The sequence below is a fragment of the Snodgrassella sp. M0110 genome, assembly GCF_016101465.1.
In the GTDB taxonomy this organism is placed as follows: domain Bacteria; phylum Pseudomonadota; class Gammaproteobacteria; order Burkholderiales; family Neisseriaceae; genus Snodgrassella; species Snodgrassella alvi.
In genome coordinates this window covers 21,362-36,434 of the sequence record NZ_JACFQM010000009.1, presented here as the reverse complement: position 1 = coordinate 36,434, position 15,073 = coordinate 21,362, and the positions used below count along the sequence as shown (strand labels likewise).

The 15,073-nt window shown below is 45.8% G+C and carries 15 protein-coding genes; 1 reads left to right on the top strand and 14 read right to left on the bottom strand.

The annotated features are described in order from the left end of the window. Window positions 1–45: 45 nt before the first annotated feature. Genes nuoN through H3T84_RS10075 form a run of 14 tightly spaced genes read right to left on the bottom strand, consistent with a single transcriptional unit; the run spans window position 46 to window position 14,325 of the window. The gene (nuoN, locus tag H3T84_RS10140; protein WP_084586974.1) at window positions 46–1,488 is read right to left on the bottom strand and encodes an NADH-quinone oxidoreductase subunit NuoN; all 1,443 of its coding nucleotides are present in this window, start codon (window positions 1,486–1,488) and stop codon (window positions 46–48) included. Window positions 1,489–1,498: 10 nt separating this feature from the next. Then, window positions 1,499–2,992, bottom strand: coding sequence for an NADH-quinone oxidoreductase subunit M (locus H3T84_RS10135; protein WP_198219021.1), 1,494 nt, complete (start codon window positions 2,990–2,992; stop codon window positions 1,499–1,501). Window positions 2,993–3,029: 37 nt separating this feature from the next. Next, window positions 3,030–5,054 (bottom strand): NADH-quinone oxidoreductase subunit L, encoded by a 2,025-nt coding sequence (gene nuoL, locus H3T84_RS10130; RefSeq protein ID WP_025329733.1) that lies wholly within the window; start codon window positions 5,052–5,054, stop codon window positions 3,030–3,032. A 26-nt stretch (window positions 5,055–5,080) separates the two neighbouring features. Next, window positions 5,081–5,386 carry an NADH-quinone oxidoreductase subunit NuoK gene (gene nuoK / locus H3T84_RS10125; protein ID WP_025329732.1) on the bottom strand — a complete coding sequence of 102 codons (306 nt, stop codon included), beginning with the start codon at window positions 5,384–5,386 and terminating at the stop codon, window positions 5,081–5,083. Further along, complete coding sequence (locus H3T84_RS10120) at window positions 5,383–6,039, bottom strand: NADH-quinone oxidoreductase subunit J (RefSeq protein WP_025329731.1); 657 nt, start codon at window positions 6,037–6,039, stop codon at window positions 5,383–5,385. The genes nuoK and H3T84_RS10120 overlap by 4 nt, the downstream gene beginning before the upstream one ends. 9 nt (window positions 6,040–6,048) lie before the next feature. Continuing rightward, the gene (nuoI, locus tag H3T84_RS10115) at window positions 6,049–6,528 is read right to left on the bottom strand and encodes an NADH-quinone oxidoreductase subunit NuoI (RefSeq protein WP_025329730.1); all 480 of its coding nucleotides are present in this window, start codon (window positions 6,526–6,528) and stop codon (window positions 6,049–6,051) included. 18 nt (window positions 6,529–6,546) lie between these two features. Further along, window positions 6,547–7,596: an NADH-quinone oxidoreductase subunit NuoH gene (gene nuoH / locus H3T84_RS10110; RefSeq protein ID WP_025329729.1), complete on the bottom strand. Its 1,050-nt coding sequence runs from the start codon at window positions 7,594–7,596 to the stop codon at window positions 6,547–6,549. Window positions 7,597–7,598: 2 nt separating this feature from the next. Further along, the gene (nuoG, locus tag H3T84_RS10105; RefSeq protein WP_078474499.1) at window positions 7,599–9,851 is read right to left on the bottom strand and encodes an NADH-quinone oxidoreductase subunit NuoG; all 2,253 of its coding nucleotides are present in this window, start codon (window positions 9,849–9,851) and stop codon (window positions 7,599–7,601) included. A 32-nt stretch (window positions 9,852–9,883) separates the two neighbouring features. Beyond that, window positions 9,884–11,179, bottom strand: a complete 1,296-nt coding sequence (nuoF, locus tag H3T84_RS10100; RefSeq protein ID WP_025329727.1) for an NADH-quinone oxidoreductase subunit NuoF — start codon at window positions 11,177–11,179, stop codon at window positions 9,884–9,886. After that, window positions 11,179–11,652, bottom strand: coding sequence for an NADH-quinone oxidoreductase subunit NuoE (nuoE, locus tag H3T84_RS10095; RefSeq protein ID WP_025329726.1), 474 nt, complete (start codon window positions 11,650–11,652; stop codon window positions 11,179–11,181). Before nuoE ends, nuoF begins: the two co-directional genes overlap by 1 nt. Continuing rightward, entirely contained in the window at window positions 11,652–12,905 is a 1,254-nt protein-coding gene (locus tag H3T84_RS10090; RefSeq protein WP_025329725.1) for an NADH-quinone oxidoreductase subunit D, read from the bottom strand. The genes nuoE and H3T84_RS10090 overlap by 1 nt, the downstream gene beginning before the upstream one ends. Next, window positions 12,898–13,485: an NADH-quinone oxidoreductase subunit C gene (locus H3T84_RS10085; RefSeq protein WP_084552676.1), complete on the bottom strand. Its 588-nt coding sequence runs from the start codon at window positions 13,483–13,485 to the stop codon at window positions 12,898–12,900. The genes H3T84_RS10090 and H3T84_RS10085 overlap by 8 nt, the downstream gene beginning before the upstream one ends. A 13-nt stretch (window positions 13,486–13,498) precedes the next feature. Further along, the gene (locus H3T84_RS10080) at window positions 13,499–13,978 is read right to left on the bottom strand and encodes an NADH-quinone oxidoreductase subunit B family protein (protein WP_025329723.1); all 480 of its coding nucleotides are present in this window, start codon (window positions 13,976–13,978) and stop codon (window positions 13,499–13,501) included. Next, window positions 13,969–14,325, bottom strand: a complete 357-nt coding sequence (locus H3T84_RS10075) for an NADH-quinone oxidoreductase subunit A (protein WP_025329722.1) — start codon at window positions 14,323–14,325, stop codon at window positions 13,969–13,971. The genes H3T84_RS10080 and H3T84_RS10075 overlap by 10 nt, the downstream gene beginning before the upstream one ends. 432 nt (window positions 14,326–14,757) lie before the next feature. Here H3T84_RS10075 and H3T84_RS10070 point away from each other — a divergent pair, with 432 nt between their 5' ends. After that, window positions 14,758–15,066 (top strand): chorismate mutase, encoded by a 309-nt coding sequence (locus tag H3T84_RS10070; protein WP_110413740.1) that lies wholly within the window; start codon window positions 14,758–14,760, stop codon window positions 15,064–15,066. Window positions 15,067–15,073: the final 7 nt, after the last annotated feature.

Genomic DNA, 15,073 nt, shown 5'->3' with positions numbered 1-15,073 from the left:
AAAAACAGCAGCCGTAGTGGCTGCTGTTGAAGGACTAAATTCAGATTAACTATGCAGTAATGCCTGTACACACCAGTTCATTACTCCATCAGGCAAAATACCCCATAACAGCAATAATAAACCGTTAACAGATAAAACGATTTTACCAAGAAAAGTCATATTGAATGCCGGTTCAGCAACAGAATCCGGACTATCGAAATAGATGGTTTTAACCACACGCAGATAATAGAAAGCACCAATCAGCGACATTATTACTGCATACACAGAAACCCACAGATAGCCGCTGGCCAATAACGCTTTAATAACGGCCAGCTTGGCATAAAAGCCCATCAATGGCGGAATACCGGCCATTGAAAACATCGCCAGCAGCATTAAAAATGCATACCATGCATTTTTCTGGTTCAGACCGGCAAGATCACTGATATTCTGGCATTCAACATCCTTGCCGGAGAGCAGAACCAGAATAGCAAATGCTACAGAGGCCATTAAAGCATAGGTTATTGCATAATACATAGCCGCAGCACAGCCAGACTGACCGGACAGAAGAGCCAGCATAATGAAACCCATATGGGCTACTGTTGAAAAACCAAGCATACGTTTAATGTTGGTTTGCATGATAGCAGCCAGATTACCCACAAACAGTGAGGCAATACCCAGCAGCAACAGTAATTCACGCCAGCTTTCCCACTGAGTCAGCAGACCGTAAACCAGGATACGGAAAGCGAAGACTGTGGCTGCAATTTTCGGTGCTGTACCCACCAGTGCAGCAACTGCAGTCGGCGCACCCTGATACACATCCGGCACCCACATATGAAATGGTACTCCACCCAGTTTAAATACAATACCGGCAACAATAAATACCAGTCCGAGTTTCAATAACCACGGATTGGTTGTTTCCTGGCTGGCAGCAAGCACCTGCTGCAGCTGTAATGTACCTGTTGCACCGTATATCAGGGAAATACCGTATAACAGTAAACCTGAGGCCAGTGCACCAAGCACAAAATACTTCAATGCAGCTTCAGAAGCACGACCACTATCGCGCTGCAGGGCAATTAAAGCATAAAGCGCCAGCGAAAGCAGCTCCAGCCCAACATATAAAGTCAGGAAGTGGCTGGCTGAAACCATAATATTCATGCCCAGCAGCGCAAACAGGGTTAGCGTATAGAATTCACCCTGATAAATATGTTTAGCACGCAGATAAGTCTGGCTGTAAATAAACAAGGCAATAACCAGTACATACATGCATAACTTGGCCAGTTGAGCCATGCCGTCCAGTACAAACATATCATGGAAGGCATATTGCGGCTGTTCTTTCCATACCAGACACTGTACCGCGGCGGTCAGTATCAGACCGATAACTGACAGGGTACAGGTTATCCAGCGTTGTCGGTCATTAAGCCATAAGTCCACCAGCAATACTGTAAACAGTACTACAGTCAGCACCATATCCGGTGCAGCGGGAAATATTGTTAAATCTGTCCAGTTCATTCACATTTCCTTACAGTTTGCTTTGTGCCGCTTGGACTATCAAATCATTTGCTGCCTGATGCACGACAGCGATAAACGGTTCCGGATACAAACCAAATCCCAGTACCGCTACAGCCAGAATCACCAGAATTAGCAGTTCGCGTTTGTTTACATCTTTTAATTGCGCAACTTCCGGATTTTTGATGGCACCAAAAACAACCCGTTTAAACATCCACAAGGTATATGCTGCACCATAAATCAAGGTTAACGCCGCCAGTGCACCAACCCAGAAATTGGTTTTTACTGCACCGACAATGACCATAAATTCGCCCACAAATCCTGATGTACCGGGCAAACCGGCATTAGCCATAGCAAAGAACAGCATGAAAGAAGCAAATACCGGCATACTGTTTACGACACCGCCGTAAGCTGAAATATCGCGGGTGTGCATCCGGTCATACATCACACCAATACTCATAAACATAGCGGCTGAAACAAAACCGTGCGAAATCATCTGCATAATGGCACCTTTAAAGGCCCAGTCATTCAGATAGCCGCCGGTAAACAGGAAAAAGCCTAAAGTGACAAATCCCATATGGCTGATGGAAGAGTACGCCACCAGTTTTTTCATATCAGTTTGTACCAGTGCCACCATACCGATGTAAATTACCGCCACCAGACTGAGCACGATGATTACCGGCGCAATATAACGTGCTGCATCCGGCAAAATAGGCAGAATAAAGCGCAGGAATCCGTAACCACCTATTTTCAGAGTAATTGCCGCCAGAACCATTGAACCACCGGTCGGCGCTTCTACATGAGCATCCGGCAACCATGTATGCACTGGCCACATCGGCACTTTAACCGCAAAAGACAGGAAGAAAGCGATAAACAGCAGAATTTGCGCCGTCATCGCAAGGTGCTTGATATTGTGCCATTCTTCAATAGAAAAACTGCCGGTCTGATTAGACAGATAGACAAAACCAACCAGCATCAGTAATGAACCCATTAAGGTATACAGAAAGAATTTGATTGATGCATATACCCGTCTTGGACCACCCCAGATACCGATAATCAGATACATCGGAATCAGCATGCCTTCGAAGAATACATAGAATACGATGGCATCCATTGCTGCAAATGCGCCATTAATCAGTCCTGACATAATCAGGAAAGCGGCCATATACTGCGCAGGCCGTTTCTGGATTACCTGCCAGCCGGCCAGAACAACCAGTAAAGTAGTAAAACTGTTCAGAATCACAAACAGAACTGATAATCCATCCACACCTAATGCATAGTTGATGTTGAGATTCTCAATCCAGACATGAAATTCTGTAAACTGAAATCCGCCATTTAAACGGTTGAATTTAAAAAACAGCGGTAAGGTTATGAGAAAGGAAACCAGCGCACCGATTAAGGCCAGCACTCTGGCTATACCTGCGTGCTTGTCTGAGCCGGTAGCCAGCACTGCGACGCCAGCCACTACAGGCAGCCAAATCGCCAAACTGAGTAAGTTATCGTACATATTTATAGCCTAAAGATACCAAGTTGAATGCCCGCAATTAACCGCCAAACATTGTTTTAAGCAACGGCCAGAAAGTCCATGCCACCAGTACAAACACACCCACAACCATTGCTGTAGCATAGGTATAGATGTATCCGGTCTGAATTCGCCGTATCAGCGCTGCTACAGCAGCGACAACGCGTGCAGCACCATTAACAATTAATTTATCAATAATGAAAACGTCGCCAACTTTCCAGAACAACGTTCCCAGCAGACGGCTGCCTTTGGCAAACACGTTATAGTAAATAGTATCCAGATAGTATTTATTATCCAGCAGGGTATAAACCGGACGTATAGATGCAGCAATTCTGGCCGGAATCTGTGGTTTTTTCATATAGAAGAACCACGCCAGTACAACACCGGCAATCACCAGCCATAACACAGGAGTTGTCAGACTGTGCAGAGCCATGGCAAATATGCCGTGGTACTCTTCTTCTACGGATGCCAGTGCAGGATGTGCAGCACTATTAATAAAAATCACATGCTGATAAAAATCACTGAACAGCATTGGCTTCATTGCCCACATACCTACAAATACTGAAGGGATAGCCAGCAGAATCAGCGGAATAGTTACCACCAGCGGGCTCTCATGCGGATTATCCTGTGGTTTCAGACCATGATGTTCTTCTGCATGATGATGTTCGCTATGTTCGGCTTTGCGCCATTTTTCTTCGCCATGAAATACCAAGAAATACAATCGGAATGAGTAAAATGCGGTGACAAACACACTGGCTACCAGCGCTACATAGGCCACACTGCTGAATGGCAGCGTTGACGCTTTTACTGCCTCAATAATTGAATCCTTGGAATAGAAACCGGAGAAAAATGGTGTGCCAATCAGCGATAATGAACCAATTAGCATACAAATCCATGTTACCGGCATGTATTTACGCAATCCGCCCATATGACGCATATCCTGATCATGGTGCATACCCATAATCACACTACCGGCGGCCAGAAATAACAGAGCTTTGAAGAAAGCATGGGTCATGACATGGAAAACAGCAATATTATAGGCAGAAGCACCTAAGGCTACCGTCATATAACCTAACTGTGACAAGGTTGAATAAGCAATCACCCGTTTGATGTCATTCTGAATCATACCCAGAAAGCCCATAAACAGCGCAGTAATGGTACCGGATACCATAATCACACCCAGAGCAGTATCAGACAACTCATATAGGGGTGACATACGAGATACCATGAAAATACCGGCTGTTACCATGGTTGCCGCATGAATCAGAGCTGAAATCGGTGTCGGACCCTCCATTGAATCTGGTAACCAGACATGCAACGGAAACTGTGCCGATTTACCCATCGCGCCCACAAACAGCAAAATGCAGGTAACGGTAATCAAAGACCACGGATGACCTGGAATCAGTTCGATAGTGGCATTTTTAACCTGATCAATATGCTGGAAAACATCAGCATAGCGAAGGCTGCCACCAAAATAAGCCAGTACCAGACCAATACCCAGTACAAAACCGAAGTCGCCGACACGATTAACCAGAAATGCTTTCAGATTGGCAAAAATAGCACTATCACGTTTAAAGTAAAAACCAATCAGCAGGTAAGACACCAGCCCTACAGCCTCCCAGCCGAAGAACAACTGAATGAAGTTATTACTCATTACCAGCATCAGCATGGAGAAAGTAAACAGTGAGATATAGCTGAAAAAGCGCTGATAGCCGTCATCATCACTCATATAGCCGATAGTATAGATATGCACCATCAGCGATACACTGGTCACAATCACCAGCATAGTGGCAGTGAGGGTATCAATCAGAAACCCTACTGAGAAGTCCAGACCGCCCATGGTCAGCCATGTATACACATTTTCATCAAAGGGCTGACGGGTTCCAGTCATAAAACCATAGAGTACCCAGGCAGACAGTACTGCCGAAACGGCTACGCCTGCTATGGTAACGCTATGCGCACCTTTACGGCCGATCAGCTTACCGCATAAACCGGCCAGTAATGAACCGATGAGCGGAGCCAAAGCAATAATCAGATAAACACTCATAATTTTTCTCTCGTTCCTCTCACCTGTTAGCCTTTGAGACTATCCAGATCCTGTACATTAATGCTCTGACGGTTACGGAAAATCAGAACCATAATTGCCAGACCAATAGCAGATTCTGCCGCAGCAACTGTCAGAATAAAAAAGACGAAAATCTGTCCGGCGGTGTCGCCGAGATAACGGGAAAAAGCCACAAAGTTAAAATTTACCGCTAATAGCATTAACTCGATTGACATCAGTAATACGAGCACGTTTTTGCGGTTCATAAATATACCCATGGCAGAAATAGCAAACAGTATTGCGCTGAGCACCAGATAATGGGTTAAGGTAATCATGCTTTCTGCTCCCCTTCAGTTGCTTCTTTACTTGCTTCTTCAGTGACCGGTGCAGTGATTTCAGGCTGCATTTTCACCATACGGAAACGATCTTTTGCCTGTACTTTAACCTGTTCGGCCGGATTGGTACGACGAGGATTGTATGTCTGCCGGTGAACCAGAGCTATTGCGGCCACCATCCCCAGCACCAGCAATACAGCCGCCAGTTCAAACGGTAACAGATAGGTAGTGTAAATCTGCATCCCCAGATCATGTACATTGCTGTAATCTGCAGGCAGCGGAGAATCCTTACCCAGACTCGCCAGATGCAGTTGAGGATTTACCAGAATAACAATCAGTAAGGCAGCAGTCAGGATACCCACCAGTGCTGCAACAGGTGCATGCCGCCAGAAGCCAGCGCGCATCTGCTCAACATCAATATTGAGCATCATGATGACAAACAGGAACAGTACCATCACCGCACCCACGTACACCACTACCAGTACAATGCCGAGAAATTCAGCCTGCATCAGAATCCACATCATGGCACTGGCACAGAATGTCAGAACCAGAAACAAAACCGCATGTACTGGATTTTTGGCAATAACTGTATTTATCGCGCCAAACAAAATCACGGCGGCAAATACATAAAACAGAATTAATGGTAAATTCATGACCACCTCTTAACGATATGGCGCATCTGCGGCTTTGCATTTAGCGATATCTTCTTCATAGCGATCGCCAATAGCCAGCAACATGGGTTTAGTGAAATATAAATCACCGCGTTTTTCACCGTGATATTCGAAAATCCGGGTTTCAACAATAGCATCAACCGGGCAAGCTTCCTCACAGAAACCACAGAAAATACATTTAGTCAGATCAATATCATAGCGTGTGGTCCGGCGTGTACCATCCTCACGTTTTTCAGATTCTATATTGATTGCCATGGCCGGACAGACAGCTTCACACAGTTTGCAGGCAATACAGCGTTCTTCACCATTGGGATAACGTCGTTGTGCATGCAAACCACGAAAGCGAACTGATTGCGGGGTTTTTTCTTCAGGAAAATATATGGTTTCCTTGCGCGCAAAGAAGTTTTTCAGAGTTACTTTCATACCCGAAAGCAACTCGGTCATCAGAAAGGTTTTAATTATATTTGCCATATCAGAGCCTTTCCCTGCTTAATGCCATAAATTCAGGGGTGAAATCATCCACAAACCCAATACAATTACTGCCACAATGGTTACCGGAATCAATACTTTCCAGCCAAGACGCATAATCTGGTCATAACGGTAACGCGGGAATGTTGCACGTATCCACAGATAAAAGTACAACACCAGTGCCATTTTCAGAAACATCCACAATACACTCGGGGTACCAATGAAGCCCCAGCTTTGCGGAAAGGGAGATAACCAGCCACCAAAGAACAGCAGAGCCGTCAGAGCAGCCACCAGAATCATGAAAATGTATTCGGCCAGAAAGAATAACGCGAAAGCAAAACCGGAATACTCTACATGGAAACCGGCAACAATTTCCGATTCACCTTCGGCTACGTCAAATGGCGCACGGTTGGTTTCGGCCACAGCGGAAATCAGATACACCACAAACAGCGGGAATAAAGGCAGCCAGTTCCATGAGAAAATGGAACCACCGGCATAACCTTTTGCCTGAGACATAACAATGTCATGAAAATCCATACTTCCGGAAACCATAATCACACCTATCAGCGCAAATCCCATGGCAATCTCATAGGAAATAGTTTGCGCAGAAGCTCGCATGGCACCGAGAAAAGCATATTTAGAATTGGAAGCCCAGCCGGCAATGATGACACCATACACAGACAGTGAAGTAATCATCAGAATATAAAGTAAACCGGCATTAATTCGGGTAAGAAACCATGTTTCACTGAACGGGATAACTGCCCAGGCAGCAAAAGCCGGCATCAGTGACATCATCGGTCCGATATAGAACAGTGCCTTATTAGCCTGCGACGGGCGGGTAACTTCCTTGAACAGCAGTTTTAATACATCGGCAAACGGCTGGATTAAGCCATACGGTCCGGTAACGTTCGGCCCAACCCGCAGTTGCATATAACCGATAACTTTACGTTCGAAATAAGTCAGATAGGCTACGGTAATAATCAGCGGCAGCATGATGATGACAATCTTGACGATGACAGACACCAGTAAACCGAAGTCGTTGCCCAGTAATTGTTGAAACCACGCTTGCATGATTATCCTTTACTCAATTCAACAGTGGTCAATAAAGCGCCTAAGTGCCAGTTACTCTGATGTAATGGCAAAAACAGTACATTTTCCGGCAAGGTATCATCCGTAGTGATGGTAATCGATACGGTACTATTGCCTTGTTTAGCCTGTGCGGTATCTCCATTACTCAAACCAAACCGGGCCAGTGTCACACTGTTGGTACGTGCAACCGGTACTGCGGCATGAACTGTACTCTGTAAGGGTTCGGAACGGCGCACAATCGCATCAGTTGCATACAGACTAACGCCGCCAACACGTACCAGACTGATATCGGGATTACTGGTAGCAACCGGTTGTATACGATTGTTCAGCAAAGCCGGTATCTGATCTCTGGTAACTGCATCAGCCAGAATCTGCTGGGTATTTTCATATTCAAAGCCCGGCAATTCCAGTACATTACCCAGTACGCGTAATACCTTCCATAAAGGTCTGGCTTCTCTGTAAGCTTGTACAACACCATGAAAAGACTGTAATCGCCCTTCCATGCTGATAAAACTGCCTGAGGTTTCTGTGAATGGCGTAATTGGCAATAATACGTCTGCAACTTCACGCAATACGTCACTATCGTAAGCAGTGAATGCCATTACTGTCTGAGCCTGTTTCAGGGCTGCAATGGCAGCAGCTCCGTTGGCTACATCCATATCCGGTTCAACATTGAGCAGCATTACTGCCTGTTTAGGCTGCTTAATTTGTGCAGCAATGGTATTTGTTGCTTTTCCGGCAGCCACGCCTACGATTTCAGCTCCAATGCTGTTGGCCGCCTGTGGCAAGACGCCCAGTATACTGTCGGTGGCTTCGGCCAGATCCTGTGCCGCAGCATAAACTGCCGCTGCATCCGGATGGTTCAAAACATCCGCACCCAGAATAATGCTGGCTTTTTCAGCTTTTAATAAGGCCTGACCTACTTCGCTGTTAAGCGCATCACTAAGCCAGTCAATCCATTGATAAGGATGCAGGCTAAGCTGCGCCAGTAACGGCATAAACAGCTCTTCATCAGCAGCAGCCACCACTGCTACTTTAGTTCCATTTTTAGCCGCCTGACGGATACGGGCTGTTAATAATGGCTGTTCCTGCCGTAAGCGTGCGCCTACCAGCAAAATCACCTCATTCTCTGCCAGCTGTTCAATACTCTGTCCCAGCCACTGAGCGCCTTCAGCAGCTGCACCAAAACGCTCATCAAGCTGACGCAGGCGACTGTCAACTGCATTCACGCCCAGCGCATTAGCCAGTTTACGGGTCAGGTACATTTCTTCAACAGTATTGGCCGGATTAACCCACATACCAATTGCATCGGTACCGAAATCATGGCTGACACCATGCAAACCTTTAGCCACATAATCCAGTGCAGTTTGCCAGTCAACCGTATGCCACTGGTTGTCCTGTTTAATTTGCGGCTGAGTTAAACGTTGCTGATACAAACCTGCATAGGCAAAACGGTCACGGTCACTGAGCCAGCACTCATTGATGGCTTCGTTTTCCAGTGGCAGTACCCGGCGCACGGTATGGTCTTTAGTTTGCACAATCAGATTACTGCCCAGTGCATCGTGAGCAGACACAGATTTACGCCGGCTTAATTCCCATGAACGGCTGTCATAACGAAATGGTTTGCTGGTTAGTGCGCCCACCGGACACAAATCAATCACGTTGCCAGACAGCTCGGTTTCCAGTGTTTTACCGTTAAACGGTGTAATTTCAGAGCATTCACCACGATTCATCATGGCCAGCTCCTGCTTCCCGGCAATTTCTTCAGTAAAGCGGATACAGCGGGTACAGTGAATACAGCGGCTCATTTCAGCAGCAGAAACCAGTGGCCCCATTTCTTTACCGGCCACAGCATGTTTAGCCTCAGTATAACGGCTGGCACCTTTACCATAGCCCATTGACAAGTCCTGCAACAGGCATTCACCACCCTGATCACAAATAGGACAGTCCAGCGGATGGTTAATCAGCAGGAATTCCATTACCCCTTTCTGGGCATCTTTAGTCATGGGCGAATTGGTTTTAACAACCATACCATCGGTGACCGGCGTAGCACAGGCAGGTAATGGCTTGCGCGATTTTTCTACCTCAACCAGACACATACGACAGTTGGCGGCGATGGACAATTTTTTGTGATAGCAAAAGTGCGGAATGAATGTACCGGCCTTATGGGCGGCTTCTATCACCGTACTGCCCTGCTCGACAGAAAGTTGTTTACCGTCAATTTGAATTTGTAACATAGGTTCGCAATCCTAACTAAGCAGATAGTGCCTTAGCACCAGCGATGTTCTTTCATGGGTTTGCCGTGTTCGATGTAGTGCTCAAATTCGGGGCGGAAATGTTTCATAAAGCCCTGTATCGGCATAACAGCCGCATCTGCCAGTGCACAGATGGTACGTCCCGAAATATTGCTACCCAGTGATTCCAGCAAATCCAGATCCTCCGGCCGGCCTTTGCCGGAGGTAATACGGTGAATAATGCGATACAGCCAGCCGGTTCCTTCACGGCACGGCGTACATTGCCCGCATGATTCTTCAAAATAGAAATAGCTCAGTCGTTCCAGTGCTCTGACCATGCATACATCTTCATCCATGACAATGACCGCACCGGAACCCAGCATAGAACCTGCCTTGGCTATGGCATCATAATCCATGGTTAGTTCCATCATGATGTCTGCCGGTAATACCGGTGCAGAAGAACCTCCGGGAATAACCGCCTTAAGTTTTTTGCCATTTCGCATACCACCACACATTTCCAGCAAATCCTTAAACGGCGTCCCCAGCGGAATTTCATAGTTACCCGGGCGTTCTACGTGACCGGATACTGAAAAGAGCTTGGTACCACCATTATTAGGAATACCTTTATCAGCAAACAGCTGACCGCCGTCGCGGATAATGAACGGTACAGAAGAAAAAGTTTCAGTATTGTTAACTGTTGTTGGCTTACCATATAAACCATATGAAGCCGGAAACGGCGGTTTGAAACGCGGTTGTCCTTTTTTACCTTCCAGAGACTCTAACAGAGCGGTTTCTTCACCACAGATATAGGCACCATAACCATGATGAGCATGCAACTCAAAGCTGAAATTACTGCCCAGAATATTTTGTCCGAGTAATCCTGCTTCGCGCGCCTGCTGTAAAGCCGTTTCAAAACGCAGATAGCTCTCGAAGATTTCGCCGTGTATATAGTTATAGCCTACAGCAGCGCCCATAGCGTAGCCGCCGATAATCATGCCTTCAATCAGGGCATGCGGATTGTAGTCGATGATATCGCGGTCTTTGAATGTACCCGGTTCACCCTCATCCGTATTGCACACGATATATTTGGTACCCGGAAAAGAACGTGGCATAAAGCTCCATTTCAGCCCGGTAGGAAAACCGGCACCGCCACGACCGCGCAGACCGGAAGTCTTAAGCTCGGCAATTACATCATCCTGCGATACATTTTCGCTGATAATTTTTTTCAATGCCTGATATCCGCCGCGAGCAATATAAGCTTCCAGTGTCCAGCAATTAGGGTCTGAAGTATCAACCTGATCAAAAATCACGCCATTCTGGTACATTGCCATTAGTTCAACTCCGCCAGTTTTGCTTCAATGGCTTCTTCGCTCATAAAGCTACACATTTTATGATTATTGACTAATATTACCGGCGCATCGCCACAGGCACCCATACATTCGCCTTCAACCAGAGTATATTTACCATCGGCTGTGGTTTCACCATAGCGGATACCCAGACGTTTTTGCAGATACTCACCTGCATTTACTCCGCCACGCAGGGCACAGGGCAGATTTGTACACACAGTAAGTTTATATTTACCTACCGGTTTCAGGTTATACATATTATAAAAAGTAGCAACTTCTAACGCCTGCGCCGGCGGAATACCAATGTAATCAGCCACTTCTTCAATAGTTTCCGGCTGAAGCCAGCCCAGCTCGGTCTGCGCAATACGCAAGGCAGACATAATGGCACTACGGCGCTGATCAGCCGGATATTTTGCCAGTTCTATATCAATCTGTTTTAAGCTGTTAGGGGACAACATTATCTATCCACCTCCCCGAATACGATATCCTGTGTACCAATAATAGCCACCACATCAGCCAGCATGTGACCGCGTGCCATTTCGTCCATCCCTTGCAAATGAGCAAACCCCGGAGCACGAATCTTCATCCGGTAAGGTTTATTGGCACCATCAGAAATCAGATATACCCCGAACTCGCCTTTAGGATGCTCGGTGGGCACATAAACTTCACCCTCAGGTACATGCATACCTTCGGTAAACAGCTTAAAGTGATGGATTAATTCTTCCATACCGTCTTTCATGGCGGTACGGTGCGGCGGGGCCACAGTATGGTCATCAATAATTACCGGACCGGGATTGGCTTTAAGCCAGTCAACACACTGACGGATAATACGGTTGGCCTGACGCATTTCATGAATACGGCACAGATAACGGTCATAGCAGTCACCATTAATCCCTACCGGAATATCAAAATCTACCTGAGCATAAGCATCATAAGGCTGTTTCTTACGCACATCCCACTCAATACCGGAACCGCGCAGCATCACACCGGTAAATCCTTTTTGCAGAGCACGCTCCGGGGATACTACACCGATACCGACTGTACGCTGCTTCCAGATACGGTTATCCGTGAGCAGATTTTCATATTCATCCACACAGGCGGGAAAGCGGTTGGTAAAGTCTTCAATGAAGTCCAGCAAGGTACCTTCACGACTGGCATTCAGTTTTTGCAGAACTTTGGCATTACGGTATTTACTGGATTCGTATTTAGGCATGAAATCCGGTAAATCCCGGTATACACCACCCGGGCGGAAATAAGCTGCATGCATGCGCGCACCTGATACCGCCTCATAGATATCCATCAGGTCTTCCCGCTCGCGGAAAGCATAGAGAAATACCGTCATGGCACCAATATCCAGCGCATGAGAACCGACACCCATCAGATGATTAAGAATACGGGTAATTTCAGCAAACATCACACGGATATACTGAGCGCGAACCGGCACTTCGATATTCAGCAGACGCTCCACTGACAGGCAGTATGCCTGCTCATTACACATCATGGATACGTAGTCCAGACGATCCATATATGGCAATGCCTGCAAATAGGTGCGTGATTCAGCCAGTTTTTCTGTGCCGCGGTGCAACAGACCGATATGCGGATCGGCACGAACGATATTTTCACCGTCCATTTCCAGAATCAGGCGCAATACGCCGTGTGCTGCCGGATGCTGCGGCCCGAAGTTAATGGTGTAATTGCGTAACTTAGACACCGTACTGCTCCTCTCTCACCACGCGCGGTGTAATTTCACGCGGTTCAATCGTTACCGGCTGATAAATTACGCGGCCTTCGGCCTCGTCATAACGCATTTCAACATAGCCGGAAACAGGGAAATCTTTGCGAAACGGATGACCGACAAAGCCGTAATCAGTCAGAATACGGCGCAAATCAGGATGGTTGTTAAACAGGATGCCAAACATATCGAATGCTTCACGCTCATACCAGTTGGCACCGTTATAGATATCAACAACAGAATCTACTGTAGGAAAATCTTCAGCCTCAGCCCAGACACGCACACGCACACGCCAGTTATTGGCTACTGACAGCAGATGACTGACTACAGCAAAACGCTTACCTTCCCATGGCTCATTTTTATAGCTCTGGTAATCGACTCCGCACAGATCAATGAGTGTTTCAAATTTCAATTCATTGTGGTCACGCAGCGTTTGCATAAGCTGATGATAATCAGCTGCTGCACAATCCAGTGTCAGCTCACCACGGTCAAGACAGTAACGTACCTTATCGCCGAAAGTGGCTTCGCACACGGCTTTCAGTATTGCCAAATCTGCCATATTTCCCTCACTTTCATACACGCGCGATAGTGGCGGTACGTTTAATTTTCAGCTGCAACTGCAATAGTCCGTATACCAGCGCTTCAGCAGTTGGCGGACAGCCCGGTACATATACGTCAACCGGTACAATCCGGTCACAGCCCCGAACCACAGAATAAGAGTAATGATAATAACCGCCGCCATTGGCACAGGAACCCATAGACAGTACCCAGCGCGGTTCGGCCATCTGGTCATAAACACGCCGCAAAGCAGGAGCCATTTTATTGCACAGCGTACCGGCGACAATCATCAGATCGGCCTGACGCGGTGACGGGCGGAAAATAATACCAAAGCGGTCAAGGTCATAACGGGCAGCACCAGCTTGCATCATCTCTACGGCACAACAGGCCAGACCAAAAGTAGCCGGCCACAACGAACCGGTACGCACATAATTGAGTACGGTATCGGCAGTGGTTGTGACAAATCCTTTTTTTAAAACGCCTTCTATTCCCATTCCAGAGCGCCTTTTTTCCATTCATAAATAAAGCCGATAACCAGAATCAGCAAAAACACCATCATTGACCAGAATCCGTATGCGCCCAGCTCTTTAAATACAACTGCCCAGGGCACCATAAAGGCAACTTCAAGGTCAAACAGGATGAATAAAATGGCTACCAGATAGTAACGCACGTCGAATTTCATTCGTGCATTTTCAAAAGCTTCGAAACCGCACTCAAACGGTTCCTGTTTCATTTTGTATGGCCGGTTCGGTCCTAGCAATAAACCGAGAGAGATAAACAGAACACCAGCGGCAAAGCCAACCAGAACAAATATTAATATGGGGAAATAATTCGCCAACATAACTGCGCTGACCTTATGCAAATATTGGTAAAATTGATGTATTGTAACTAATTTCGAACGTTATTAAAAGCGCGTATTACATTAAAAGAAAATAAAAAAATAATGTTTTCAATAGGATATTGAGAATTATTATCATTAGCATTTATTCAGTATTACGTTTGGTTTCTCATATTTTTTGTAACCAGAAAACAGCAAAAATCAATCATGGATTTTTTCATTTATTCCGGTCAGTTATACTCATTAAAGCAATTTATGCTTTTGGGTTAAAATAATCAGCATAATAGAATATTACATTTCATATATTTAATTAATTTAATTTAGCATATATATAAATAATAATATTAATTTGTAAAATTATCATTTTTTAACTGTACTGCCACTTATATCAGTTTTACAATACAGACATCATGGAAATAAAAATTAATAAATACAATGGCATACAATCAAATATATAAACCTGAGGACTGCCACGGCATAAATGACATTCGTACAGAAATAGATCATATTGATTATGCGGTGATCCAGTTACTTTCCGCCCGCTTTGAATATGTCAAAGCGGCCAGTAAATTTAAAATGAATGCTAAAGACGTACAAGCGAATGAACGTTTTAACAGCATGCTTGAAAAACGCAAACAATGGGCAGATGAGCAGGGACTGAACGGAGACGTAATCAAGTCCCTGTTTTGCGAACTGGTGAAATATTTTATTGCAGAAGAATTAAAAGAATTTGAACAAAAATAAATTTGCA

What these genes read in the sequence shown, in the direction of transcription:
- nuoN (WP_084586974.1), bottom strand. Translation starts at nt 1,488, where the DNA reads ATGAACTGGACAGATTTAACAATATTTCCCGCTGCACCGGATATGGTG.
- H3T84_RS10135 (WP_198219021.1), bottom strand. Translation starts at nt 2,992, where the DNA reads ATGTACGATAACTTACTCAGTTTGGCGATTTGGCTGCCTGTAGTGGCT.
- nuoL (WP_025329733.1), bottom strand. Translation starts at nt 5,054, where the DNA reads ATGAGTGTTTATCTGATTATTGCTTTGGCTCCGCTCATCGGTTCATTA.
- nuoK (WP_025329732.1), bottom strand. Translation starts at nt 5,386, where the DNA reads ATGATTACCTTAACCCATTATCTGGTGCTCAGCGCAATACTGTTTGCT.
- H3T84_RS10120 (WP_025329731.1), bottom strand. Translation starts at nt 6,039, where the DNA reads ATGAATTTACCATTAATTCTGTTTTATGTATTTGCCGCCGTGATTTTG.
- nuoI (WP_025329730.1), bottom strand. Translation starts at nt 6,528, where the DNA reads ATGGCAAATATAATTAAAACCTTTCTGATGACCGAGTTGCTTTCGGGT.
- nuoH (WP_025329729.1), bottom strand. Translation starts at nt 7,596, where the DNA reads ATGCAAGCGTGGTTTCAACAATTACTGGGCAACGACTTCGGTTTACTG.
- nuoG (WP_078474499.1), bottom strand. Translation starts at nt 9,851, where the DNA reads ATGTTACAAATTCAAATTGACGGTAAACAACTTTCTGTCGAGCAGGGC.
- nuoF (WP_025329727.1), bottom strand. Translation starts at nt 11,179, where the DNA reads ATGGCAATGTACCAGAATGGCGTGATTTTTGATCAGGTTGATACTTCA.
- nuoE (WP_025329726.1), bottom strand. Translation starts at nt 11,652, where the DNA reads ATGTTGTCCCCTAACAGCTTAAAACAGATTGATATAGAACTGGCAAAA.
- H3T84_RS10085 (WP_084552676.1), bottom strand. Translation starts at nt 13,485, where the DNA reads ATGGCAGATTTGGCAATACTGAAAGCCGTGTGCGAAGCCACTTTCGGC.
- H3T84_RS10080 (WP_025329723.1), bottom strand. Translation starts at nt 13,978, where the DNA reads ATGGGAATAGAAGGCGTTTTAAAAAAAGGATTTGTCACAACCACTGCC.
- H3T84_RS10075 (WP_025329722.1), bottom strand. Translation starts at nt 14,325, where the DNA reads ATGTTGGCGAATTATTTCCCCATATTAATATTTGTTCTGGTTGGCTTT.
- H3T84_RS10070 (WP_110413740.1), top strand. Translation starts at nt 14,758, where the DNA reads ATGGCATACAATCAAATATATAAACCTGAGGACTGCCACGGCATAAAT.